Annotated in this window: 20 protein-coding genes; 5 read left to right on the plus strand and 15 right to left on the minus strand. The window is 41.4% G+C overall.

Going from position 1 to position 25,541, the window contains the following annotated elements; translation table 11 throughout:
• Positions 1 to 113 precede the first annotated feature (113 nt).
• Together DZC72_RS00580 and DZC72_RS00585 are read right to left on the minus strand one after the other, a co-directional pair.
• Positions 114 to 1,868: a RagB/SusD family nutrient uptake outer membrane protein gene (locus DZC72_RS00580; RefSeq protein ID WP_125220999.1), complete on the minus strand. Its 1,755-nt coding sequence runs from the start codon at positions 1,866 to 1,868 to the stop codon at positions 114 to 116.
• A gap of 199 nt (positions 1,869 to 2,067) precedes the next feature.
• Complete coding sequence (locus DZC72_RS00585) at positions 2,068 to 5,031, minus strand: SusC/RagA family TonB-linked outer membrane protein (protein ID WP_243641612.1); 2,964 nt, start codon at positions 5,029 to 5,031, stop codon at positions 2,068 to 2,070.
• 440 nt (positions 5,032 to 5,471) lie between these two features.
• Between DZC72_RS00585 and DZC72_RS00590 the strand changes: the two genes are divergently transcribed.
• Together DZC72_RS00590 and DZC72_RS00595 are read left to right on the plus strand one after the other, a co-directional pair.
• Positions 5,472 to 7,265: an alkaline phosphatase gene (locus tag DZC72_RS00590; RefSeq protein ID WP_125221001.1), complete on the plus strand. Its 1,794-nt coding sequence runs from the start codon at positions 5,472 to 5,474 to the stop codon at positions 7,263 to 7,265.
• 49 nt (positions 7,266 to 7,314) lie between these two features.
• Positions 7,315 to 7,950 (plus strand): HAD family hydrolase, encoded by a 636-nt coding sequence (locus tag DZC72_RS00595; protein ID WP_125221002.1) that lies wholly within the window; start codon positions 7,315 to 7,317, stop codon positions 7,948 to 7,950.
• 269 nt (positions 7,951 to 8,219) lie between these two features.
• Here the strand turns inward: DZC72_RS00595 and DZC72_RS00600 are convergent, their stop codons facing one another.
• The 8 genes from DZC72_RS00600 to DZC72_RS00635 form a co-directional block, all read right to left on the minus strand.
• Positions 8,220 to 8,660, minus strand: a complete 441-nt coding sequence (locus DZC72_RS00600) for a DsrE family protein (protein ID WP_125221003.1) — start codon at positions 8,658 to 8,660, stop codon at positions 8,220 to 8,222.
• 161 nt (positions 8,661 to 8,821) lie between these two features.
• A complete protein-coding gene (locus DZC72_RS00605) occupies positions 8,822 to 10,441 on the minus strand; it encodes a sodium:solute symporter (protein ID WP_125221004.1) in 1,620 nt (539 codons plus the stop codon).
• Positions 10,442 to 10,464: 23 nt separating this feature from the next.
• Positions 10,465 to 11,649, minus strand: a complete 1,185-nt coding sequence (locus DZC72_RS00610; protein ID WP_125221005.1) for an aldose epimerase family protein — start codon at positions 11,647 to 11,649, stop codon at positions 10,465 to 10,467.
• 11 nt (positions 11,650 to 11,660) lie between these two features.
• A complete protein-coding gene (gene araA, locus DZC72_RS00615; protein WP_394340613.1) occupies positions 11,661 to 13,160 on the minus strand; it encodes an L-arabinose isomerase in 1,500 nt (499 codons plus the stop codon).
• A 29-nt stretch (positions 13,161 to 13,189) separates the two neighbouring features.
• The gene (locus DZC72_RS00620) at positions 13,190 to 13,891 is read right to left on the minus strand and encodes an L-ribulose-5-phosphate 4-epimerase (RefSeq protein WP_125221007.1); all 702 of its coding nucleotides are present in this window, start codon (positions 13,889 to 13,891) and stop codon (positions 13,190 to 13,192) included.
• Between the two features lie 3 nt (positions 13,892 to 13,894).
• Entirely contained in the window at positions 13,895 to 15,571 is a 1,677-nt protein-coding gene (locus DZC72_RS00625; protein ID WP_125221008.1) for a ribulokinase, read from the minus strand.
• Positions 15,572 to 15,574: 3 nt separating this feature from the next.
• Entirely contained in the window at positions 15,575 to 17,566 is a 1,992-nt protein-coding gene (locus tag DZC72_RS00630; RefSeq protein WP_125221009.1) for a glycoside hydrolase family 127 protein, read from the minus strand.
• Positions 17,567 to 17,576: 10 nt separating this feature from the next.
• Positions 17,577 to 19,136, minus strand: coding sequence for an alpha-N-arabinofuranosidase (locus DZC72_RS00635; RefSeq protein WP_125221010.1), 1,560 nt, complete (start codon positions 19,134 to 19,136; stop codon positions 17,577 to 17,579).
• A 412-nt stretch (positions 19,137 to 19,548) separates the two neighbouring features.
• Between DZC72_RS00635 and DZC72_RS00640 the strand changes: the two genes are divergently transcribed.
• A complete protein-coding gene (locus DZC72_RS00640; protein WP_125221011.1) occupies positions 19,549 to 20,268 on the plus strand; it encodes an NUDIX hydrolase in 720 nt (239 codons plus the stop codon).
• Positions 20,269 to 20,399: 131 nt separating this feature from the next.
• Entirely contained in the window at positions 20,400 to 20,621 is a 222-nt protein-coding gene (locus tag DZC72_RS00645; protein ID WP_099545548.1) for a hypothetical protein, read from the plus strand.
• A 333-nt stretch (positions 20,622 to 20,954) separates the two neighbouring features.
• On the opposite strand, the gene DZC72_RS00650 is transcribed toward DZC72_RS00645, so the two are convergent.
• The 5 genes from DZC72_RS00650 to DZC72_RS00670 form a co-directional block, all read right to left on the minus strand.
• A complete protein-coding gene (locus DZC72_RS00650; protein WP_125221012.1) occupies positions 20,955 to 21,230 on the minus strand; it encodes an ATP-dependent Clp protease adaptor ClpS in 276 nt (91 codons plus the stop codon).
• A gap of 21 nt (positions 21,231 to 21,251) precedes the next feature.
• Positions 21,252 to 22,088 carry a 50S ribosomal protein L11 methyltransferase gene (prmA, locus tag DZC72_RS00655; RefSeq protein WP_125221013.1) on the minus strand — a complete coding sequence of 279 codons (837 nt, stop codon included), beginning with the start codon at positions 22,086 to 22,088 and terminating at the stop codon, positions 21,252 to 21,254.
• A 63-nt stretch (positions 22,089 to 22,151) separates the two neighbouring features.
• Complete coding sequence (gene tpiA, locus DZC72_RS00660) at positions 22,152 to 22,901, minus strand: triose-phosphate isomerase (protein ID WP_125221014.1); 750 nt, start codon at positions 22,899 to 22,901, stop codon at positions 22,152 to 22,154.
• Positions 22,902 to 22,944: 43 nt separating this feature from the next.
• Positions 22,945 to 24,042: a BT_3928 family protein gene (locus tag DZC72_RS00665; protein ID WP_125221015.1), complete on the minus strand. Its 1,098-nt coding sequence runs from the start codon at positions 24,040 to 24,042 to the stop codon at positions 22,945 to 22,947.
• 4 nt (positions 24,043 to 24,046) lie between these two features.
• On the minus strand, positions 24,047 to 24,595 hold the full coding sequence (locus DZC72_RS00670; protein WP_125221016.1) for a DUF1599 domain-containing protein: 549 nt from the start codon (positions 24,593 to 24,595) through the stop codon (positions 24,047 to 24,049).
• Positions 24,596 to 24,692: 97 nt separating this feature from the next.
• Here DZC72_RS00670 and folP point away from each other — a divergent pair, with 97 nt between their 5' ends.
• Positions 24,693 to 25,517 carry a dihydropteroate synthase gene (folP, locus tag DZC72_RS00675; RefSeq protein ID WP_125221017.1) on the plus strand — a complete coding sequence of 275 codons (825 nt, stop codon included), beginning with the start codon at positions 24,693 to 24,695 and terminating at the stop codon, positions 25,515 to 25,517.
• The last annotated feature ends 24 nt before the right edge of the window (positions 25,518 to 25,541 follow it).

Below are 25,541 nucleotides of genomic sequence, written 5' to 3' on the forward strand. Positions count from 1 at the left end.
AAAAAAAGTCTTCATTGGACCATGGCCACAGGCTTTACCATGTTTTTGAAATGAATAAAGACAGGCATTATTTACCTGTCTTTATTAGGAACTAACTCAAACTTACAATTAATCTAATATCCTTGGTTCTGTTCTAAGAAACCATCTATTCCAGACGCTGCATCTACAGCGCTTTGCGGAATGGGGAACAGTCTTTTGTTTGGATCAGAATCCGTTTTTTCGACCCAAGTACTCTCATAGGTACCAAAACGAATTTGATCAGTTCTTCTAAAGCCTTCCCAATAGAGTTCAAACCCACGTTCCCTGAACATGATATCCAAATCTATGGACGCTAGTGGTGGTGGTGTTTGTTCCGGTCTTGCCGTTCTTCCGGCCCTTACAAAGTTAACATCGGCCAGGGCACCAGCGTTGTCGCCATTGCGCAGTTTAGCCTCAGCCCGCATAAGGTAAATTTCGGCCAAGCGCATCAAGACCATATCAACACTGCTGAAATTATTGGCATTGGGTGAAGTACGGCTAAATTGGTATTTGGCGCAGCGGTAACCTGTATTGTGAAAAGATCCTTCGTTGGTGAAGTCAATTTCCAAGGTATGGTCTACATAGGCCACATCCCTATCAGGTCCATTGCCCTTACGTTGTTGCACGGGATAAATCCGTACGCCTCCGGTTTCACAGGTCAAAAATTGCCCATCGTCTCCCTTTCTAGGTCCCCATGGTATGCCGCGGATAATGCCCCTGTCCATTTCGAATTCCAAAGGTTCAACACAGAAATAACTATTTTCGGTTTCTGTAGCAAGCACTTTTTCCCGCCCTTCAAAATCCAACAATTGAGCTTCCGGAATAATCGTATTCATTTGGTAGAACCGTGCATCTACCTCTGCTGGATCTGCATCGTAAGCATCTATCCACGTCTGTATAAAATCCGAGGCAAAGGCAGGACCATCCGTACCATCCGCACTAGGAAACTCCGGTCTTCCAAACATTGAACCTGCAATGGACCAATAGGCCCACCTATTATGCTCCAACCGAAGCACCCCTCTTTGATCAATGTTAAAAATAGCTTCTGGATTCGTGTTATTGTCGTCATTGAAGAGGTCAAAATATTCTGGGGAAAGGCTAAAATTCCCAGAGTTGATGATATTATCCGTGTATTGTATCACAGCATTCATGTCCTCTTGGGTAAAATTGGGCGAGCCATAGGGATCTCTATACACGGCAGCATTTAAGTGCAACCTTGCCAAAAAGCCCCATACAGCGGACTGGGTTATACGCCCAGGGCCCCTGTTTGTGTTGATTACCTCTACCACAGAGAGCAATTCACTTTGGATATAGTCAACAGCATCTTGCCCACGTAATACTTCAGAAAGTTCATCTGAGGATTCCTTTTTTAGAACAAGGCCCCAACCATCCAACATTAACATGTTCCAATAAGCCCGTAACGCAACCATTTCGTGCAATGCCTCCATTGCCTCCGTGTTGCCTTCCTCCGCCAAGGGCCTTAGCACCTCAATGGCGGACAAGGTTCTTGAGATTGCGGTGGTCAGCTGGTTCCATCCATCCCGTATCAAATCGTTACTGGGGGTAAAGTTGTGGGAATGGGTAGCCAAATATTTGCCGCCATCGAACCAATCCGTTCCTCCCCTAAAGGGCAGAATCGCCTCATCTGAAGAAACCAACAAAAGACCATATAAATTGGTGTGGCGCCATACCCACGACATGTAGCCATAAGCGGGTGCAATAGAGCCGCTAATGACATCGGCTTGTTCGCCAAATTCGGCCTCGTCAATCCTTTCCTCGACCAAATCGGTACAGCTCCATACCAATAAGGCCATCATAAGCACTGTAATTGTTAGAAATCTATTTTTCATGTGTTTATATTTATTGTTTTTCAATGGTCACAAGGAACACCCTAAATTACTATTGTTCTGTGTGTGAATGTTATTTTAACGGGTGTTTCATCTGTTAATATTCAATGTTTTATGATTGGTAAGCTGTAATTACGGCCGTTTACATCCATTGGTTCCAATGGGTTGGATAACGCGCAATCCATACTCACATATATTTTTTTTAAAACGACACATTTAATCCGATCAAAAGTGTTCTTGGCGCAGGATAAGTATACCTATCGATACCAAATGTCTGTATACCATCTATGGTATTTCCGGTATTGATCTCAGGGTCAAACCCTGAATAATCCGTGATCACGAATAAATTCTGACCGGTTACGGTGAACCTTAAGGTATTCACCAAATCGCCCAAACCAATTTCCGAAGGACGCAAGGTATAACCCAAAGTAGCATTGTTGAGCCTGAGGAAACTACCATTTTCAAGATACCTTGTAGAGACCTCATTGGAATTGCTAAGGCTCTCCGAAGGGAACTCGGCCGCAAAAGGGGTCGTGTTCAAATTTCTACTAAGCTGTCCTTTGTTGAACAAAGACATGGCGGTGTGATTGTAAATCTTGTTGCCAGATACCCCATTAAAATTAAGCCCTAAATCAAAGTTCTTATAGTTCATTTTAAGGTAAAAGGCATAGATAAGGTCTGGAAGCGCACTGCCCGCCACAATCCTGTCGTTATCCAAGGATTGTCCATCTGGCACTACATCCCTAAATTGGTTGAGGCCATCATCACCGATACCGATAAATTCCTTCATATAAAAGGCACCTATGGGTTCATCGTTGATATAACCATTAATGGTGGCACCCGTTTGGCCTGCACCTTGGGCAGCACCCGAAGTCAAAACGGCAAAAGGTGAGTTTACGACCTTATTGTCCGTGTAGCTAATGTTACCTCCAATGTTATAGGTAAAATCAGAGCTAAAGTCACCTCTATAATCCAAGGCCAGCTCCAACCCATTGTTCTGTATTTCCAATTCCTCGATATTGGTCCATATTTTTTCCGTAGGCTGAATGGGGTCCACCCTATTGGCAAAAAGAACCACATCACTGGCCACTTTTGAAAAGTAATCCAAAGATCCCGTTATCCTATTTTGGAAAAGGGCAAAATCAAGACCCACATTGGTCTGGGTGGTCACCTCCCATTTTAAGCCGGGGAACGCCGTCCTTACGGGCACGGTACCAAAAGGGTAGTCATCCAAGGTGGTTTCCGTACCATTGATAGGATAGGTGTCATTGTCTGCCTTTGAGTCTATAAAACTGGCCAAACTCACTTTACTTGGTATGCCATCTTGATTCCCAGTACGTCCCCAACTGGCCCTCAATTTTAAGGTATTGAACACCGTACTGTTCTCCATAAAACTCTCATTGGCAATATTCCAGCCCAAAGCGAAGGAAGGGAAGTAACCGTATTTATTGTCCGCACCAAAGCGTGAGGAACCGTCAGCCCTCATGGTGGCCGTCAATAAGTACTTATCCGCATACGTATAATTTACCCTACCAAAGAAAGACTGAATTTCATCTTTATATGCAGTGCCCGTTTGACTGGTAGGGAAAATTTCCGTACTAATTTGGTCCTGATACCTTGGCTCAATGCCATTATTTGCAAAACCTTCCATCTCAAAACGTTTTTGCTCATATAGAAATTCTTGGTATGAGTGCCCTGCCAATAGGGTAAGGCCATGATTCCCGGTATTCAACACATAAGTTAATGTGTTTTCTACCAAGGTATTGCTATTGACCGTTGTCCTGGTATCCAAGGTACCATTTTCAAAACCCTCCAACAATTGGTAAGGAAGAAATTGCACGTCCCTATTGGTGGAGATATAATCTATTCCCAAGTTCGTTTTGTAGGTAAGCCCCTTAACAATTTCAAAAGAAGGCATAATATTCGCCAAAATCCTGTTACTATTGGCCTCATCCAAATAGATACGGTTACGCTCCAAAGGATTCAATCTTTCAATAAAGAAAGTGGGTTCCCCATTGGTAAACGGTGGCAAGGTGGGATTCAACTGCAACATATCCACTATATTACCTTCGGTATCCGGTCTTTCGTTCAAGGTACGGGAGGCCGTTAAATTGAAGTCTACGTTAAACTTTCCGTCCAAGGCCTTTTGGGTGAGGTTTACCCTACCTGAGTAACGTTTAAGGGAACTGTTATTGAGCGTGCCCTGCTGGTCATCCAAACCTGTGGAGACAAAATAGGAAAACTTATCTGCCGTGCCACCGCTCATGGAAAGGTTTATATTCTTGGAAATGCCCGTACGTGTAAGTTCATCTTGCCAGTCCGTATTGGCTCCTCCATCAAATAGCGTGCCTCCCACCGCGGGCACTTGATTCCTAAATTCACTAGCGGAAAACACGTTCATAGGATTGGCAATGGTTGCAAAGGCCGTAGAAACGTTCAGGTTCATTTCCGTTTTACCTGCCTTACCCTTTTTGGTTGTAATCACAATTACCCCATTGGCCGCCCTGGCTCCATAAATAGCCGTGGCCGATGCATCCTTTAGGACATCGATGGACTCAATGTCCTGTGGATTAATGAAGTTCAATGGATTATTGGCCACCCCTGTATCTGAATTGTTGATGACAAAACCATCTATCACGAACAGTGGTGTTGTGCCAGATCTCAAACTTCCAACACCCCTAATAATAATGTTTTGATTGGCTCCGGGCTCCCCACTTACATTGGTTACATTTACACCGGCCAATTTACCTTGAAGCAATTGTCCCGGATTTGCAACAACCCCTTGATTGAAATTTTCGCTCTTAACGGAAGCAATGGATCCAGTAATATCCGATTTCTTTTGAACCCCATAACCAACGACCACTACGTCCTCTAGTTGGGTGGCATCCTCTGTTAACTGAACGGATATACTAGTTTGTCCGTTCAAAGATACCTCAGTGGATCTATAACCAATATAGGAAATCTCCAATACTGCATCCAAGTCTTGAACGGTAATGGTAAAGTTACCATCAAAATCTGTTGTAGTGCCATTGGAAGTACCCATTTCCACGACATTAGCACCTGGAAGAGGTATGTTTTGCTCATCAGTTACTTTACCCGTAACTGAACGCTGCGACCACGAAATCATGGTAACACCCAGCATCATCATTAATAAAAAATATTTCATTTTCATCATATTTGGCTATTTAGGTTTATGAATTTGACAACCAAATAACAATAAAAATGCATTGTCCTGAAAATTTTAAATGCAAAATTGAATGCAAAGGTTTGCATTGATTTACCTGTACGTAAGACTTTAATAACCTTCTTTTTATCCATTTGTTAAAACCTTTTCCAGACAGCAATTAATTTACTTTTATTGCAGTACTCGTTCCAATTTTTAATCAAGTTTATTCAATTTTAAATGGTACTTGATTTAGAAAATACAAGGGAAATTTATCAAAAGTTTGAGGGACTTAAACAAAAGCCTTGGAATGCAAACCTTTGCATTTTACAAGAATGAAAAATCCAACGGGCTAATCCTATATTTGTAGGTAGCGCAACGCATTTTGCATTCCTAAATTTGGCTGCATAAAATTCTAAACCAGACTAAATCGGTCAATAACCATGAAAAGCATTATTCTTTTATTCGTTTTCGTTCTTTCCGTTCAAAACATACTCGCACAATCCTTTAAAATACACTCACACAATGATTATGCGCATCCTGTTCCATTCTGGGAGGCCTATGCCAGCGAGCTTAATTCGATAGAGGTCGATGTTTTTTTAAAAAACGATACCTTATATGTAACCCATGATGAAAAAGACATTGTTCCAAGTCGCACCCTTCAAAATCTTTACCTAAACCCATTAACGCAGGCAATGGCCCTTAATTTGGGGAAACAGAAAAAACTCCAACTCCTCATCGATATAAAATCAGGATATAAAAATACCCTACGGCAGCTGATGTTGGTGTTAGAGCAATATCCCATGATGACGGACCCAGATAAAATTACCATTATCATATCGGGCAATAGACCACCAATTAAAGAATACACGAAATATCCAGACTTTATCCAGTTTGATTACCAAAGTCTAGAAGATATAGAAAGCAAAAAAATATGGGACAAAATTGCACTGATCAGTCTCAGCTTTAAAAATTTCTCCAATTGGAACGGCAAAGGACGTTTGACAAAGGATGATTTGGAAAAAATCAAAGAAGTAGTGCAAAAGGCACATTCATACAAAAAGCCTTTCCGATTCTGGGCCACACCAGATTCCAAAACCGCCTGGAAGGCATTTGTAGATCTTGGAGTGGATTTTATAAATACCGATATGCCCAAGGAATCCTCCCTATATTTAAAAACCTTGGAGCATCGGAATTATTATAATAAAACAGTTTCCGAGGTGTATAAGCCTACCTTTAAATCTGACAAGAAAAAATCACGCGTAAAAAACATTATCCTTATGATCGGTGATGGAAACGGTCTTGCACAAATATCGGCCGCGACACTGGCCAACGGAGGAAGTCTTACCCTTACTCAACTTAAAAGTATTGGTCTTTTAAAAACACAATCGGCAGATGATTTTACCACGGATTCCGCCGCCGGAGCCACTGCCCTGGCTACTGGTACAAAAACCAACAATAGAGCCATTGGGGTAGGCCCCCAAGATGAGGAGTTAACTTCCATTAGCGAAATTCTGCATGAAAATGGCCGTATTACGGGATGTATTACTACCGACCATATTACAGGAGCGACGCCTTCCTCTTTTTATGCACATAGAAAAGATCGTTCCGATGTAGATGGAATTGTTTCTGATTTGTTGCAAAGCAAGCTTTCACTGGTCATTGGTGGGGGTAGCCCAACTATTGAAGAAGAAATCTCAAAATTGGGCTTTCAAATTATGGACAATACAGATGCCATTGCAGAAAGCGAAGCTGAACGTTCAGCTCATTTTTTTTCCAACGGGGATGTAAAGAGCATCCGAGAAGGGAGGGGCAACATACTGGCGAAGTCTACAAGGGACGCCCTCACATTTTTAAGTGCCAAAAACACCCCATTTCTACTCATGGTAGAAGCTGCAAAAATAGATTCCTATGGTCATCTAAATGACGTGGGGGGAATTATTACTGAAGGCATAGATTTTGACAGGGCCATCACAGAGGCAATAAAATTCGCAGACAGCAATGAGGATACCTTGGTAATTATTACCGCCGATCATGAGACTTCGGGATTTAGCATTCCACAAGGAAATATGAAGGAAAGATCAATAGAAGGAGATTTTACAACGGATGACCATACAGGCATTATGGTCCCCATTTTCGCCTATGGTCCACGTTCAGACGAATTCCAAGGGGTCTATCAAAATACCGAGGTATTTGGAAAGATGTTAGAGGCCATGGAGCTAAAAAAACGAGATTGATACCACCTAGCAATCCAATTGGAACCATTTATAACAATACCTAAACCTTATGAAATATAAGTGTATCATTTTTGATTGTGATGGGGTACTGGTCGATAGCGAATTGATTTCCGCGAAAGTTTTAGTGACCATGGCCAATGAGATGGGTTTACCCATGGATGTAGCTTTCGTGCTCAAAAATTTTATGGGAAAATCCTTTTACGACATCATGGATTACCTAGAAAAAAAGCTCAACAGCCCGCTACCGGTAACATTTGAATCAGAATTCAGGTCAATGACCTTTAAGGCCTTTCAATCTGATCTTAAACCGATAGAGGGCATACCCAACCTGTTGAAGCAATTAAAAATTCCATTTTGTGTGGCTTCTAGTGGCCCATTGGAGAAAATACGTCATAATTTGACTGCTACCGGGCTCATTGATAAATTTCAAAATAGAATGTTCAGCTGTTATGAAATACAAAGCTGGAAACCAAGTCCGGATATTTATTTACATGCAGCAAGTTGCATGGGATTCAGTCCTAAAGACTGTGCAGTGATAGAAGATAGCGATAGCGGCATACAGGCGGCCATTTCTGGTGGATTTGATGTTTTTATATATGATTCAAATCAAAACCACAGGAGCCGTCAATTAAAAAACGGGGTGATCTTTAACCATATGAACGAACTATTATCCCTAGTATCATAAAGGTGTTCCCCCATTTTCCATAGCAAACAATAGATAGTACTTCTCTTAATGGTTTTTCTATTTAGAAAACGGATAAACAGCCAACATCTGCTAAAACCACGAATTTTGAACAAAAAGGTTCATTTAAACCGCTTTATTAAATACATCCTTTGAGATATTATAAAGTAAGGAATCTTTTCTTCTATGCAGTTGTACTATTCAACGCAATTTGCATCAGGGATTCCATATGAAGGAATTTGAAAACCATTAGAAACTAAATCAAATTTCTCTTAGTAAGTCAAGGTATTGTAACCAAGCGCCTGCAATTGAAGCATCCGTACCGAGGCAGTTGGAGTAATGTCCAAACCGTCAAAAAGGGATTTTGCCTCTACGCCCAGTTTTTCCATGGCAACACTACAGACACTGACCTTCACCTTTCCTTTATACTTTTCAAAAAAGGTCTCCAACTCAGACCCCTTTGTCAGTTCCTTGACCACCATGCCTTTTACCACAATCTCATATGCCTCAATTTCCAATCCGTTTTCAATCAAAAGGTCATACATGCCCAGCACCCCTTTGAAGTGCCTTTCCGTTGTAAGTATAAAACCGTATTTGGGAGTTGTTTGTAAGTCTTCAATGGTTCCCTTGTCCAGTTTTTTCTGACCATATGCGTCCGGAATAGCAAGAAAAAGCGCTGCTGTAACCAAAAAAAGGGATAATATACGTTTCATGATTTTAGGTTTTAATTTCATCCTGTACCCTAAAAGTACTAAGAATAAAAGTTTAAACTTATGAATATTATAATACCAAAAATCTATAGAAAAAAAAGCCAGGCTCTTGAACCTGACTTTATACCATTATTCCTGCATGAATCGATTACCTTAGTTATGGGCTACTTTCCGTTAAAAAATACCATTACGCCAATCACCACTGCCAAGACCAAAATAGAGATAACGATATCCTTCCAATTGTAACTATTTTTATTTTTAACCTTCTCCTCTTCGCTTATGGTTCCAAAGGTCAAGTTCGCCACCTGCTCGGCAGACGGTGCCGGAGAAAAAAGGCTAACTACCACAGCAAAAAGTACGCAGGCCAAAAAGAACCAGGCCCCAAAGGTCAAAAAGTTCATCGCGCCCATTTTGTACAAAAATCCATCCGGATTCAAATCGTCTTTTATCAATTCCAAAACTATTCTAATGGCAGCAACAATGATACCCATGATCAATGTGGCAAAAGCTCCCAGACCATTGATTCGCTTATGGAAAATACCCAAAAGGAACACGGCAGTTATTGGTGGGGCGATATAAGATTGAACACTTTGTAAATATTCATAAAGTACCCCGGAAATATTAGCCATAATGGGTATCCAAATAATACCGATAATAACCACTACCACAGTAGCCAACTGTCCTGTACGCACCAATTTCTTTTCTGGGGTATTGGGCCTTAATTTTTTATAAATATCCACGGTAAACAAGGTAGATACCGAGTTAAACACCGAGGCCAAGGAGCTCATCAAGGCCGCCAATAATCCGGCAGCTACCAGACCACGTAAACCGGAAGGCAACACATTACTCATCAATACGGGGAAAGCTTCATCTGGGGAGTCCCAATGTAATTCACCTTTCATTTTTAAGGCTAGGGCAATGACCCCTGGAATTAGGAATAGAAATACGGGCATCAGTTTCATAACGGCCCCAAAAATGGTTCCCCTTCTTCCTTCTTTTATATTTTTGGCAGTCAATGCCCTTTGCACGATGTACTGGTCGGTACACCAATACCAGATACCTACAATGGTACTGGATATTACCAAGGAAGGCCAAGGAAAATCCGGGTCACTGGGTGGTCGCCACATATTCAAATATTCCGGCTTTACGATTTCTACCAAACTGCCCCATCCCCCTACTTTTTCAAGACCTAAGTAGGTAAGGACCGCAGCACCCAGCACTAAAAGAACGGCCTGTAAGGTTTCCGTATACACTACGGCTCGCATTCCACCCAAAACGGTGTAGATTCCGGTTAGGATTACCGTGGCGATAGCTCCTGTCCAAAAGTCGATTCCCAACAAAGCAGAAACTACGACACCACCAGCATAAATAGTAACGGATATTTTCGTCAGTACATAGGCCACAATAGAAAAGATGGACAATACCCAGCGAGAGCGCGCATCGAACCGTTTTTCCAAAAACTCGGGCATGGTAAACACCCCGCTACGGGCGTAAAAAGGTAAAAACACCCAGCCCAAAATCAAAACGATCCAGGCGTGGATTTCATATATCAACATGGGGAGCTTATCGCTGGCCCCGGCCCCTGCAAGACCTACCACATGTTCCGAACCAATGTTGGAAGCAAAAATGGAAGCACCTACTACGAACCAACCTACATTACGGCCGGCCAAAAAATAATCTTCAGTATTGTCCTCTTTCTTTCTAATTACCCAAACGGCTATGCCTAGGAGTATCAAAAAGTAAAAGACAATGGCTACCCAGTCAAAAGTATCTAGTGTCTGCATAATTTATTGGTTTAGTTGTGCCACTATTTGGTTGTTAATGTAAATGTTGTTTTGGTGGTATACTTCTCACCCGAATTTAATACTACGGATGGAAATTTTTCTTGATTGGGAGAATCCGGATAATGCTGGGTTTCCAAACAAAGTCCGCTCCTCTTAGCATAAGTACCATTATTTGGAGCTGGAAGCGTACCGTCCAAGAAATTTCCGGTATAGAACTGAATACCCGGCTCGTCCGTAGACACCTCCAAATACCTCCCTGTTGCAGGGTGATAGGCACTAGCCACTTTTCTAAAGCCAGCCTGTTGGTCATTTAACAACCAACAATGATCGTAACCGCCGCCTAATTGCAGTTGTTCGTTATCTTCGGAAATATCCTGACCTACTGGTTTCGGTTCCCTAAAGTCGAAAGGTGTACCTTCAACTGGCCTCAACTCCCCTGTTGGGATTAGACCACCATCTACAGGCAAGAAAGTGTCCGCATCAATTTCAACGACGTGGTCCAAAATTGTATTTGAAAAATCTCCCGATAGATTAAAATAGGCGTGCTGGGTAAGGTTTACAACGGTAGCTTTATCCGTTGTAGCCTCATACAATACATCCAGGGAATTGTCGTCATTCAGGGTATAGGTAACCGTGGTAGTTAGATTTCCGGGAAAGCCCTCTTCCTTGTCCTTGCTCAAATAGGTAAGAATGAGTGAAGCTGAATTGTTACCTACAGCTGTCTTGGCTTCCCAAACCTGTTTGTCAAATCCCTTGATACCGCCATGCAGGCTATTTTCCCCATTGTTTTGTGCCAAGGTATATGCTTCTTCTCCAATACGGAACTTTCCTTTGGCGATACGGTTGCCATATCTCCCGATCAGCGCCCCAAAGTAGGGATTGTCCTTTTCATATTGGGCCAAATCTTCAAAACCCAAAACTACATTTTCCATATTTCCATCTTTGTCCGGGGTTCTTAAAGCCGTGATACGGCCACCGTAGGTAATAATATCAACCTCGATACCACCTTCATTTTTTAAGAAAAATTGGGTTACTTTTTTACCGTCCTGGGTCGTTCCATACGCACTTTCCGTAATACTGACCTTGGATATATTCTCTTTGGGCGTTTCTTCTTTCATTTCTTTGTTCTTTTTATCCTTGCAGTTTACATTGACCACAAGCAAAAGTAGCAATGTATATGCATAATAAATCTTGGTTGATTTTTTCATGTTTAAGTTATTTACAAGTTATTTTTAAACAATTGAAAATAGACCTCGTTGGCATTCAATTGGTTTTTTAAATCCCTAATGGTCGTATTTCTATCTATAACAACCAACTCAATACCGGCCATTTCCGCAAAATCCTCTATAAATTCGGTGGTCAATGCTTGTGTATAGACCGTATGATGGGCACCTCCTGCCAGAATCCAACCGGTAGCGGCCACCTCCAAATTAGGATGTGCATCCCATAGTACCCTAGCTACAGGTAAATTAGGTAATTTACCTTCTGGTTCCATGGCCTCTACCTCGTTGACTATCAACCGGAACCTATTCCCCAAATCCACTAAAGAGACATTGATTGCCGGTCCTGCGGGAGAATTGAAGACCAAACGTACTGGATCATCCTTGCCCCCAATTCCCAACGGGTGTATTTCACAAGAAGGTTTACCCTCGGCTATTGACGGACATATCTCCAGCATGTGGGACCCTAGGACGTAGGATTTTTGAGGGGTAAAGTGATAGGTGTAATCTTCCATAAAAGAAGTTCCACCTTCAAGTCCCTGTGCCATTACTTTCATTGCCCTGAGCAATGCGGAAGTTTTCCAATCTCCTTCCGCTCCAAAGCCATAACCATCGTCCATCAATCTTTGTGTAGCGATTCCCGGTAGTTGTTTTAATTCACCAAGATTCTCAAAAGTATCCGTGAAGGCCTTAAATCCGCCTTCATCTAAAAATTTCCGAAGTCCCAACTCTATCTTTGCCGCCTCGATTAAGGAACTTCGCTGCTTTCCTCCTTCTTTCAAAGAATCACTCAATTCATATGCCTGCTCATAGTTTTCAACCAATGCATCGACCTCCTTTTGGTCCAACCCTTTAATGTACTTTACCACATCGGATGAATCATATCCGTTTACGGAAAATCCAAAACGGAACTGGGCCTCCACTTTATCACCATCTGTCACCGAAACCTCTCGCATATTATCCCCTAAACGGGCGACCTTTAAATTTTGAAATTCATTCCATCCAAGGGCGACCCGACTCCAATTCCCTATTTTTTTCTGTACCCTTTCGGTTTCCCAATGTCCAACCACAATCTTTCTATTTTTTCGCATACGGGTCATCATATGTCCGAACTCCCGATCGCCGTGAGCCGATTGGTTCAGGTTCATAAAATCCATATCTATGGATTCCCAGGGTATTTCCGCATTGAATTGGGTATGCAGATGGCAAAGGGGCTTGTTCAAAACACTTAAACCCTTGATCCACATCTTTGCCGGGGAAAACGTATGCATCCAAGTAATGATTCCTATACAGGACTGATTGGAACTTGCCTCCAGGCAAATATCCGTTATTTCCTGGGGGGTTTTTACTGTGGGTTTGTACACAATTTTTAGAGGGATGTGTGCCGATTTGTTCAGACCCTTTACTATTTCCTTTGAATTTTTTGCAACCTGATCCAATGTCTCAGGACCATATAAATGTTGGCTTCCCGTTACAAACCAAATTTCCTTCTCTGCCATATATTTAATTATAAATCTGTTGTTAGTTATTATTGTCCGTAGTACGCATTTTTTCCATGCTTACGTTCGTAGTGCTTTTTTACAAGGGAATCCTTAAGTCTAGGAGCTTCGGGATTTATTTGCAACGTTAGATAGGCCATTTGGGCCACCGTTTCCAAAACCTTACTGTTATACACGGCCTTGGCCGCCGTTTTGCCCCATGCAAAAGGTCCATGGTTTCCCAACAGGACCATTTCCACTTCTTCAGGGGAAAGATTTCGATCCTTGAAACAATCCAAAATTTGAATTCCGGTATTATGCTCGTAGTTGCCTTCAATAAGTTCGTCGCTCATCGGTTCCGCACAAGGAATATCCTGCGTCAAGTGGTCCGCATGCGTTGTACCAAAAATAGGTATATCCCTTTGGGCCTGTGCCCAAGCAACGGAATACGTTGCATGTGTATGCGCAATACCCCCAATGTGTTCCCAATTCTTGTATAAATAGGCGTGGGTTTTGGTATCCGATGAAGGTCTCATACTTCCTTCGATTATAGTATTGTCATAATCTAAAATTACTATATCCTCAGGTTTCAGTTTCTCATAGGGCACTCCACTTGGCTTAATGGCAAAAACGCCATTTTGCCTGTCCACAGCGCTCACGTTACCAAAAGTGTAAATGACCAGACCTAGGTTGTTCAATGCTATATTTGCTTCAAAACATTCCTGCTTCAGTGCTTCGTATTTTGAACTCATTTCTTATTTTGATTTTATGGATGTTTCGATGAATTTTCCGAGTTCATTATAGGATTCCATCAATTGCCGATATGTTTCAACGGAAGCCTTTTCTGGATGATATTCCGCTTCAAACTCGCTTCCCATATGTGTACTGGCCTCAACAACATTTGAGTAGATTCCCGATGCCACGGCTGCATATATCGCTGCGCCCAAAGCAGGAGCCTGATCTGAAGCCGCCACCTTTATGGGCATGTCCATAACATTGGCCAAGGTCTGCATGATAAAAGGTGATTTTCTGGCCACTCCACCGATTCCTATTACCGAGTTTATTTCGACCCCTTCCTCCTGAAAACGGTCCGCAATCTTTTTAGAACCAAAACAAATGGCATTGACCAAGGCCTTGAAAATATGGGGTGCCTTACTCCCCAAAGAAAGGTTGGAAATGGCACTTTTCAAGTTTTGGTCGGCATCCGGTGTACGCCGCCCATTGATCCAGTCCAACGCGGTGGGAATACTTTCCTCCAAAGGAATGGCCTCAGCGGCATCCGATAATTTTTTTATAAAATCGTTTTCTATTTCCTTCTTTAAATCGAGTTTTTGTTGTTCCGATAAAATGTCCGAAGTCAAAACCAAATTTTCCACTGGCCATGAAAGTACATCCTTAAACCAGGCCAGTAAGTCTCCAAAAGCGGACTGACCGGCTTCCAATCCCACAAAGCCGGGAATGACCGAACCGTCTACTTGTCCGCAGATACCCTTTATCGTTTTACCGTCTATTTCGGTATCAGTGGCCACCATAATGTCACATGTAGAGGTTCCCATAACACGTACCAGGGCATGCTCATCAATTTTTGCACCCACAGCCCCGGAATGGGCATCAAAAGTGCCTACTGCAACAACGGTATCTGTGGTGAGTCCCAAGCGATTTGCCCATTCTTGACTTAAAGTACCGGCTACCTCATCGGATGTATAGGTCTCTTCATAAAGACGGTCTCTAAGATCGGCCAGATAAGGATGTATTTTACTCAAAAATTCCTTTGGAGGCAATCCGCCCCAGCTTTCATGCCACATCGCCTTATGACCCGCGGCACATCTACTTCGTTTAAAGGTTTCCAAATTTTGGTCTTCAATCAACAGAAAGGTCATTATATCACAATGCTCCATCCAGGTGTAGGCATTGTTCTTAACCTCTTCGTCTTCCTTGATTACATGGGCAATTTTGGCCCAAAACCATTCCGATGAATAAATACCCCCTACATACTTGGTAAAGTTTTCCCCTCCCCAGGAAGCTCCTAATTCATTTATGAGTTCCGCTTCCTTTATGGCCGTATGGTCCTTCCAAAGTACCATCATGGCATTTGGATTCTCCGTAAACCCATCTACCATGGCCAATGGTGTGCCATCTTTAGCCAGTGGAACTGGCGATGAACCCGTGGTATCTATACAGATTCCTTTGATCTCAGCGGGATGCACATTACTTTTGGACATAACCGCCTTAACCGTTTTTTCCAAACCCTCTATGTGATCAAGTGGGTGCTGTCTAAATTGATTCATGGACGGATTACAATATTTATTTTCCTTCCATCTCTTGTACCAGCAAACTTCGGACGCTATCTCTTCTCCATTTTGGGTATTGATAAGTACGGCCCGGACGGAATCCGAACCATAGTCCAACCCTATAACATATGATTTCTTCAAATCTTAATTCGTTTGTTTTGTATTCTCCTCTGGCAACCAGACCTTCATTTTTCCTATCCCCCTATTGGACCAAGCATAATATGGGATAGCCTTAAAATTTTCCGCGCTTATGGTGTTTACCCCTTCCAAGACATCCTCCTCCTTTTTTACCAAAAAATCCGCATTACTTGAAATTGAAATAGTATCAAAACCGTTTTTGTTATCGACTTCTTCAATAGCGTAAACAATAGGGCCATATTCCAATGCCAACTTACCTTGGTTTTCAGTTACTTTTCCAGAGGTTTCCGCCAAACGAACTTCCATAGGAAACGCTAGCTCGATGGATTTGCCAACCACCTCGGAACCATTTAACACAAGATACCCATCGTTTATTTCCACCTTCCTATTTTCCCCATTTATCTTGAGAGTTATAGGAGTTGAAATTTCGTTTCTATAATGATAGAGTTTGCTTGGCAAAACCTCGTTGCGTACCCACCCTGGCACCCTTAGCTTCAGTTTAAAATCAGCAGTTTCACTTTCCTGTAGAGTGATGCTCACCTTGCCGTCCCATGGGTAATTAGTTTCCATATTCAACTTTATGGATTGAGCTGGCAAATCTATAGTCGCCTCGTTTGAAGCGTACAGGTTTACAAACACGGTATCATCACTTTTGGAATATATAAGCCCGGGAATGGCCGGCACGAACCTGACCATATTGGTGGGACAGCAGGAACAATCGAACCACGATTTTCGGGTAGCGGCACCTTGGTTAAATTCATATTTCCCGTCCGATTCCAAGGCATTGGGATAAAAGAAATGGGTACCGTCCAAGGATATTCCCGAAATAAGACCGTTGTACAAGGTGCGCTCTATGACGTCAAAATATTTTACATCCCCGGTCATATTATGCAATCGATGGTTCCAATACACATCGCCAATAGAGGCACAGGTTTCATTATAGGCCGTCAAATTGGGCAGTTCATAATTTTCGCCAAAGGACTCCTGGTCGTGCCTGGCACCAATGCCTCCTGTGATATACATTTTATTGCTCACCATATTATCCCACAATTTATCCACAGCGTTGAGATAGGCCAAATCATTTTTCATGGCGGCAATATCCGTCATGGCCGCATACATATAAACGGCTCTAACCGCATGCCCCACGACCTCCTCCTGATGTACCACGGGAACGTGGTCTTGAGAATAGGCACCAAAGAGCTCATGATTATCAGGGTTGCCCCTATTGTCCAAGAAATACTTCGCCAAATCAAGGTAGTCTTCTTTCCCAGTAACCTCGTACAATTTTATCAATCCGGTTTCTATAATCTGGTGTCCTGGAACGGCCGCAATTTTGCCCTCGCTATCGCCAAAGATTTCCACCATGAGATCCGCATTTTTTATGGCGATGTCCAAGAAATTTCGTTTTCCTGTAGCCTTGTAATGCACAACAGCGGCCTCATACATATGGCCGGCATTGTAAAGTTCATGGCTTGTATCCAGTGATTCCCATCTTTTTCCCTCCTTCACCTCGACCCACGCAGCGGGTGGTTTAGCGGGATTTATGGTACGCCAAGTGGTCAAATATCCATCGGGTTCTTGACCAATTTTTATGATTCCTACCAAGGAATCCAACAAAGTTTCCAATTTTGGATTTGGGGAACTGATCAACGAATTGGAAGCACCTTCTATAATCTTATATACGTCTGAATCATCAAATGGCATGACCCCGCGTACGGAACCATCCATTTTTCCGCCAGCGATCAAAAAATTATCGAACCTACCCTCTTCCTCACATTTTTCAATGGCGTACTCAATAGTCCTTTCTTGAACTTTTTGAATCCATGGAAGCCAAAATTCATCGGTCAATTGAACGTGCTGAATATTAACCGGAGTTATAGGATATCCAGACGCCTCTTCTTTCTCAACAGCAGCGACCTCCTCCTTTGTTTCATTTTGACAGGAAATTATAAAAAGACAAAAAATAAGACTACCAAAAATATACTTCCTCTTTTTCATATTTTTTGTATTATTTGCTTCCTTCCAATACGATTACGGAAAAGGCCGGCAATTCTATTTCCAAAACCCCTTTCTTAAAGGTAAAATCCTTATACTCTTTGGGTTCAATTTTATTGGGATTATCAAAAGTGTTATGGTCCTGTAGTTTATCGGACATCAAAATTCTACCAGTGATTTTCTTAATTCCCAAGGTGTTTAAATCAATGGTCACTATGTTCTCTTTATGAGCATCAATGTTGACAATGGATAAATGCATTCTCCCGGCATCATCCATGGATGCGGATGCATTGACTGCCGGCAGGCTTTCCCCGTTAAAGGTATACTCTGGGGATTCAAAGGAAAGTGGAATCAGCTTAGCATCCTGATGCACTTTGAACATATTCATCACATGATATGTGGGGGTCAAAATCATTTTTTCCTTATCGGTCAAAATTACCGCCTGCAGCACATTCACAGTCTGCGCCAAATTTGCCATTTTTACCCTGTCCGCGTGATTATTGAAAATATTGAGGTTCATACCTGCTATCATAGCATCCCGCATCGTGTTTTGCTGATAAAGAAAACCTGGATTGGTACCTTCGGCAACCTCGTACCAGCCGCCCCACTCGTCCACGATAAGGTCTACCTTCTTTTCCTTATCATACTTGTCCATGATGGCCGTGTGCTTAACGATTAATTCTTCCATCAACCAAGATTCTTTCATGGTCTTGAAATATAGGTCCTCCGTGAAATCCACATCAGAACCCTTAGCACTCCAATCAATAACGGAATAGTGGTGCAAGGCAACTCCTTGCAGCATGTTCTTGGGTATATTTTTCATAAGTACTTCCGTCCAGTTATAATCGTCATTGCTGGCACCAGAAGCAATTTTGTAAAGTCCTCCCTCAACATCGGCATCGGACATGAAAGTGACATATTTTTTATAGATATCCGCATAATATTCCGGACGCATATTTCCACCGCAACCCCAGGCTTCATTACCAATTCCCCAATATTTGACGGTCCATGGCTCATCCCTACCATTCTCCCTTCGTAAATCGGACATGGGGCTTTTGCCTTTAAAGTTTGTGTACTGTACCCAATCCGCCAATTCCTGCACCGTTCCACTACCCACGTTTCCGGAAAGATAAGGCTCTGTTTCGAGCACTTCGCAAAGATTCAAAAAGTTATGGGTTCCAAAACTGTTGTCCTCAGTAACCCCTCCCCACCAAGTATTTACGATAGTTGGTCTATTCTCTTGGGGACCTATACCATCCTTCCAATGATAGGTATCGGCAAAGCAACCACCTGGCCAACGTAAGTTGGGTATCTGAAGCTCCTTCAGCGCATCTATGATATCATTTCTTACTCCCTCTGTATTGGGTATCATACTATTATCGCCAACATAGAACCCTTCATAGATACAACGGCCCAAATGTTCGGCAAAATGTCCGTAAATATGCTTACTTATGGTAGGGGCGTCTTCAATATTTCCAATTTGAATGGTACTCCTAGAAGATTGGGCCAATGAAATACCAAAACTAGAAAAAAGCATCAACGCAGTTAAACTATAGAACCTAAGTGTTTTCATATCGTATTTTTATTTGTTTTTCGTTTACTCCCGCATTTAAAATGCTATACATAAAGCTTCTGTACCAACTTTGTATTCATAATTTCGATCCTTTCAGCTTCATTAAATTCTTTTATTCCTACTAAAAAGCACTTTGGAATACTGTACATCTAGATTCCCTTTTACCGACCCAGCCCTCGACTGGAACTCGAAATTGCATCAGAGAATAAAACTCGTACCAATTTTTTAAAGTGTATTTATAACACCTGTAAATAAACAGCAGATATTTCAATTTTCCAAGCTGATTTAGGCAATAAACGCAATTAAAATTCTGATTTTTTATAAATTAGAAATCATAACCGTTCGTTATTTGTATAAAATAGTCTGATTTTAACTAAATTTCGCTCTTAAATTTACTAACAACCCCACAGCATTGCATACTACTGATCAAAAAGAAATTCTATCACTTGCTTATTACGACCATGAAGACAAAGTCTTACTTGCCGTGGACTGCATCATTTTTGGATTCGACCAAGAAGAACTAAAAATACTTTTGGTAAAAAGAGGTTTTGAACCCGAAAAGGGAAAATGGTCACTTATAGGTGGGTTTCTAAAGAAAGAGGAAGATTTGGACATTGCAGCCATTAGGGTCTTGCATCATTTAACGGGCCTCCATGACATATATATGGAGCAATTGTACACATACAGCAAAGTAGATAGGGATCCTGCGGACCGAACTTTATCTGTTTCCTACTATGCCTTAATAGACATTAGAAAACATGATAAAGAGCTCATTAAAAAAAATTCAGCCCAATGGTTTTCTTTGAAAGATGCCCCAAATTTAATATTCGACCACAACGCTATGGTAGAAAGGGCTATGACCAGATTACGAAGAAGGGCCTTGAGCAAGCCTATAGGTTTTGAACTCCTACCAGAGAAATTTACCATGCGCCAACTTCAAAAACTTTATGAGGCCATTATGGGAAAAAAATTGGACAAACGTAATTTCATAAGCAAATTCAACTCTTTCGATATACTTATCAAGTTGGATGAAAAAGATATGAGTTCCTCTAAAAAAGGGGCCTATCTCTATAAATTCAACGAGGAGAAATACAATAGTAAGGTTGAAGAGGGTTTCAATTTTAAGATTTGAACTTTTATATTAAAATTCTTCCATTAGTTAAATTCTTCATAAATACATCAATCTAATTGTATCATAATTACTTACTATTGCCCAAGAATTGCTTAATTTGATTATTATGCTAACTTTGAAAAAAAACGTACATGGATTTACTTGAAAAAGCTCAGGAATTTGAAAACAGGAAAATGAGCAATATGTCCACCAGCGACAGGGTGGAGGCGTCCAGGGAGGCTAAGACCTTAATATTAAGTATCAACGAAGTTTATAAGGAAACCAAAGACCCCAATCTTATGGAGGTCATGAAAAGGTTGACGGAGAAAAAGAAGAAAATAGAGAAACGTTTAAACGGTGTCCCACTTGTTTAAAAGTTCATCGACATTTCATAATTAAACCCCATTTATTGGGGTTTTTTATTGGCTTAATTTCGAGGTAATCAACGAGTTATCCAATAATAAGATACTTTAATCAAAAATCTTATTTTTAATGGAATCTTATATTCTTCTTTGCCTGCCAATTTAATAAACTGATGAGAAATAAGCACCTGCCTTTTAAAAAGGATTCCAACAGATTTAATAATAAAGTAGATAAAACAATCAAATATCTTCTACCCATCATAATGATTGTCTGCTTTCTTATGGGTATTGCCATTCTATTCAAAAAGGTACTATAGCATTACCAAGAAAAAATTCCTAGGCAAGCTACACTATTTCTGCACTGAGTCCGGCATTTAGAAGTCCAGAACATTGGGGTTCCAAATCACAATATTCCCCGGTCTTGACAGTACATTTTCCTTTATAATGAACAATTAGTGAACACTGCTCGGCTTGTTCCGGGGTATGGTTACATACCGCAATCAGCGTTTCAATTACATGGTCAAACGTGTTTACATCATCGTTGAATAGAACGATTTCATTTTGCTTGACGGTCTCTTCCTCTAAAAGGAGCTCTTCGGAAATTTTTTCTTTAGTGCTCATTGTATTCGATTTAACTACAATCTAAAATACATATTTTGCTGCAACCCAATTGTTCTTTTCCAGTTTTTTTTCAAACCGAAGGTCAACTTCCAAGCACTTTTTGGTAATCAACGGCAAATCCTCCAGATAAAATCCACTTACTAAAAGCACACCATCCTCTATCAAACAGTCGGAATATTTTGGGATATCTTCCAAGAGAATATTTCTATTGATATTTGCTATGATGACATCATAGGAACGTTCATGCAAAAGCCCTGCATCCCCTTCCAATACATCAATATTTTCGATTCCATTGCGCTCCACGTTTTCAAGGGAATTCAAGTAGCACCAATTATCTATATCAATGGCATCCAACTGTTTCGCCCCGTGTTTGGATGCCAAAATTGCCAGTACACCCGTACCACATCCCATATCCAAAACAGTCTTGTTCTTTAGGTCCAACTGTAGGATGTGCTGCAACATCATGTGGGTGGTTTCATGATGACCGGTTCCAAAACTCATTTTGGGTTCAATGATAATGTCATAATCCACGCTGAGAGGTTCATGGAAAGGGGCCCTTACCATGCACCTGCCATCTACCATTATAGGTTGGAAATTCCGCTCCCAAGTAGCATTCCAATTTTCCTGGGCGATTTCCTTGAATGTATAGGAAATATAAAAACCCTTATTTTCCAAAATGTACAATCCATCCAGGATATTGACATGCCAATCATCCTTTTGAATATATGCCAAGATACCGGTTTCCTCCTCCACAAAACTTTCAAAACCGACTTCCCCCAACTCGGCGATAAGAATGTCTGAAGCGGGCTGCAAAGGTTCCACCAAGAATTTATATTCCATATATATCATTGTGTTCATGTCCTGGCATTTAAAAAGGGTATCCTGGATACCCCTTTACTAATTAAATTATTTTTCGAATTTTTAAATGGCTTTTATGATGTCCACAAAATCATCGGAAACCAAGGAAGCACCACCTATAAGGCCACCGTCCACATCAGGTTTTGAAAAAATCTCCTCAGCATTGCCCGGCTTTACACTACCACCATACAATATGGAAACATTGTTTGCCACGGAACTGTCAAAGGCTTCGGCGATTACCTTTCTAATGAAGGCATGCATTTCCTGCGCTTGTTCCGGAGATGCCGTTTCTCCCGTTCCTATGGCCCAAACGGGTTCATAGGCCAAAATGATCTTGCTCCAATCGGATTTTTCCAAAGAGAAAAGTGCATTTTTCAGTTGGCTTTCCACGACCTTAAAATGATTGCCGGACTTTCGGTCTTGCAATTCCTCCCCAAAACAAAACATAACCCTAATTCCTTTTTGCAAAGCCGTTTTCACCTTTTTGGCCAATATCTCATCGGTTTCACCAAAATAGGCCCTTCTTTCAGAATGCCCTATGATACAGGTATCCACACCTATGTTCAACAGCATATCAGCAGAAATTTCCCCAGTGTATGCGCCACTTTCGGCAAAATGCATGTTCTGCGCTATGACCTCTATCCGGGAAGTTTCCAGATTGCGAACCGCGGCCGCCAAGTTTACAAAAGTAGGTGCCACCATCACCTCCGCTTCCGTATCTGGAAGTTTGGCGGCCAATTCCACCAATAAGGCTTCTGTTTCCGCTAGGTTTTTGTTCATTTTCCAATTTCCTGCCACTATCTTACTTCTCATTGCTCTAAAGTTTTTTCTTATTCAAATTATGTTGTCAATTTTATCATTCAAATGTAAGGGTATCCAAATCGTTATAATGTACTTTTTGTTTTATAGTACCTTTTTCCAAGACCAATATCCCCGGATTTGACCTAACAATGGTTTTCAAAGTCGTTTGATCTGTAAAGTAGAATTCAAACCCTAGATCATATTTTTCAATCAAAACCTTTGTTTGTTCCGGACCGGAGGCCGACATACCTATAACCTTATAACCCTTTTCCTTGGCGGTCTCCGTTACTTTTTTAACTTCTGAAAAGACTTCTAGATTTGCCTTTCTTAAGTCATAGGCAATGACCATGACCAACATGGGCTCCTGCAACAAACTACCTGCAAAGTCCTCCCCTTCCTGTTCAATTGTAAAATCATGTACCGGAGGCTCATACCCCTTTTGAATTTCTTCGGTTTCTACGCCTATGAATTCCCCATCTATAGTTGGATAATCCCCATTTGTTACAATGACCTGTTCTTCCCCGTTCACACTAAACTTCCAAGCGTATTCATATATGGGTTTGGGCGCATCTTGCGGAATACTCATGCCTTCCTCTATATTTTTGCCTATTTCATAGGGCCTAAAATCGATTACAGGCAAATGATTTAGTACATAATAGGCATAAACGAAACAAAAAACTATGGAAATCGCTACCAAAACTTTTGTGATGAATGGCCTAAATAGTGGTGTGATGTACTCTTTACCATAAAACAACAGGAGTATCAGCACCAATAGTAGGACATCCTTGGTAAAAGACTCCCATGGTGTCAACTTAATGGCGTCACCAAAACAACCACAATCCGTAACCTTGTTGAAGTATGCCGAATAGAAAGTCAAAAATGTAAAGAATACAATCATCAACAATAGGCTCCATAAGGTAAATTTTCGCAGTATGCCAAGTATGAGCAATACTCCCAATAGCACTTCAAAAATGACCACTATCAGTGAAATGGTTAGGGCATGGGGTTCAAAAACCGGCATGTTAAGAACACTTGGGCTAAAATACTCCTCCAGTTTAAAGGAAAAACCAACGGGGTCGTTCAGTTTTATGAATCCACTTATAATAAAAAGCACCCCTACGAATATTCGAACAACACCAATTAAATACTTCATAACCCTACCTATTTTCAGTCAAACCTAAATGAATTAATGCAAAAACCGCATAGTTGATCATATCTTGATAATTGGCATCGATACCTTCGCTTACCAACGTTTTTCCTTTATTATTCTCTATGGATTTGACCCTGAGCAATTTCTGTAGTATTAAGTCCGTAAGGGAACTAACGCGCATATCGCGCCAAGCCTCTCCGTAATCGTGGTTTTTATTGAGCATGAGTTCCTTTGTGGACTCCGTATGCTTTTTGTAGAGGGCTAAGGCCTTTTCAGGGTCTAGGTCCGGCTGCTCCGCCACGCCCAACTCAAGCTGGATCAAGGCCATAACAGCGTAATTGATGATGCCAATAAATTCAGGAATTTCGCCCTCATCCACTTTGCGCACATCATTTTCCTGTAGTCCACGTATTCGCTGGGCCTTAATAAAAATTTGGTCCGTTAGGGACGGTAAACGAAGTATTCGCCAAGCACATCCATAATCAAGCATTTTTTTTTCGTATAGATTTTGACAAACCTCGATTACGGCATTATACTGTGCTTCCGTTTTTTGCATGCGCTTGTTGTAATTTGTGTAAATTTCGCTTAAAATTTTTTAACCATCAAGACTGTTTGTTTAAACTTAAACTTGTACCTAAAGAGGGACCAAAGTTATGACTATAAACTGTAAAGGAAAACTCTTGGATTTTACCGTTCCCAAGGTAATGGGCATTTTAAACCTTACTCCAGACTCTTTCTACGATGGGGGTAAGTACAAAAATGAAAAGAACATTTTGGAACAGGTAGATAAAATAACCGCATTGGGAGCCACATTTATCGACCTTGGTGCGCAAAGCACCAGGCCAGGGGCCAATGAGGTTAATACCGATGAGGAACTCAACCGATTGCTACCCGTTCTCGAACTCGTCCAGCGGAATTTTCCGGAAACATTGATTTCCATAGATACTTTTAAAGCAGTGGTTGCCAAGGAAGCCCTTGACCGAGGTGCCGCCATGATAAATGACATCTCAGCGGGACTTCTGGACGAGGCCATGTTGGATGTCATTGCAGAATACCATGTTCCCTACATCATGATGCATATGCGAGGAAACCCCAAAACCATGCAGCAACAGACAATATATGACGATTTGCTACAGGAAATAATCCATTATTTTTCAGAGCGATTGTCCGTGGCCTACTCAAAAGGAATCATGGATGTCATTATCGACCCTGGTTTCGGCTTTTCCAAAACCATGGAACAGAACTATAAACTTTTGAACCATCTAGATTTGTTTAATGTTACCGATAGGCCCCTATTGGCAGGTGTTAGCCGAAAATCAATGATCTACAAATTGTTGGGTACAGATGCGCATAATGCGTTGAACGGAACCACTGCCTTAAATATGTTGGCCCTGCAAAAAGGGGCTTCCATATTACGGGTGCACGATGTTGGGGAAGCCATGGAGTGCGTCAAGATTTACGAGCAATTGAAGGCTTAATATTTGGAGGTTCTTGTTCATCTA

This window comes from Maribacter algicola (assembly GCF_003933245.1).
GTDB classification, from domain to species: domain Bacteria; phylum Bacteroidota; class Bacteroidia; order Flavobacteriales; family Flavobacteriaceae; genus Maribacter; species Maribacter algicola.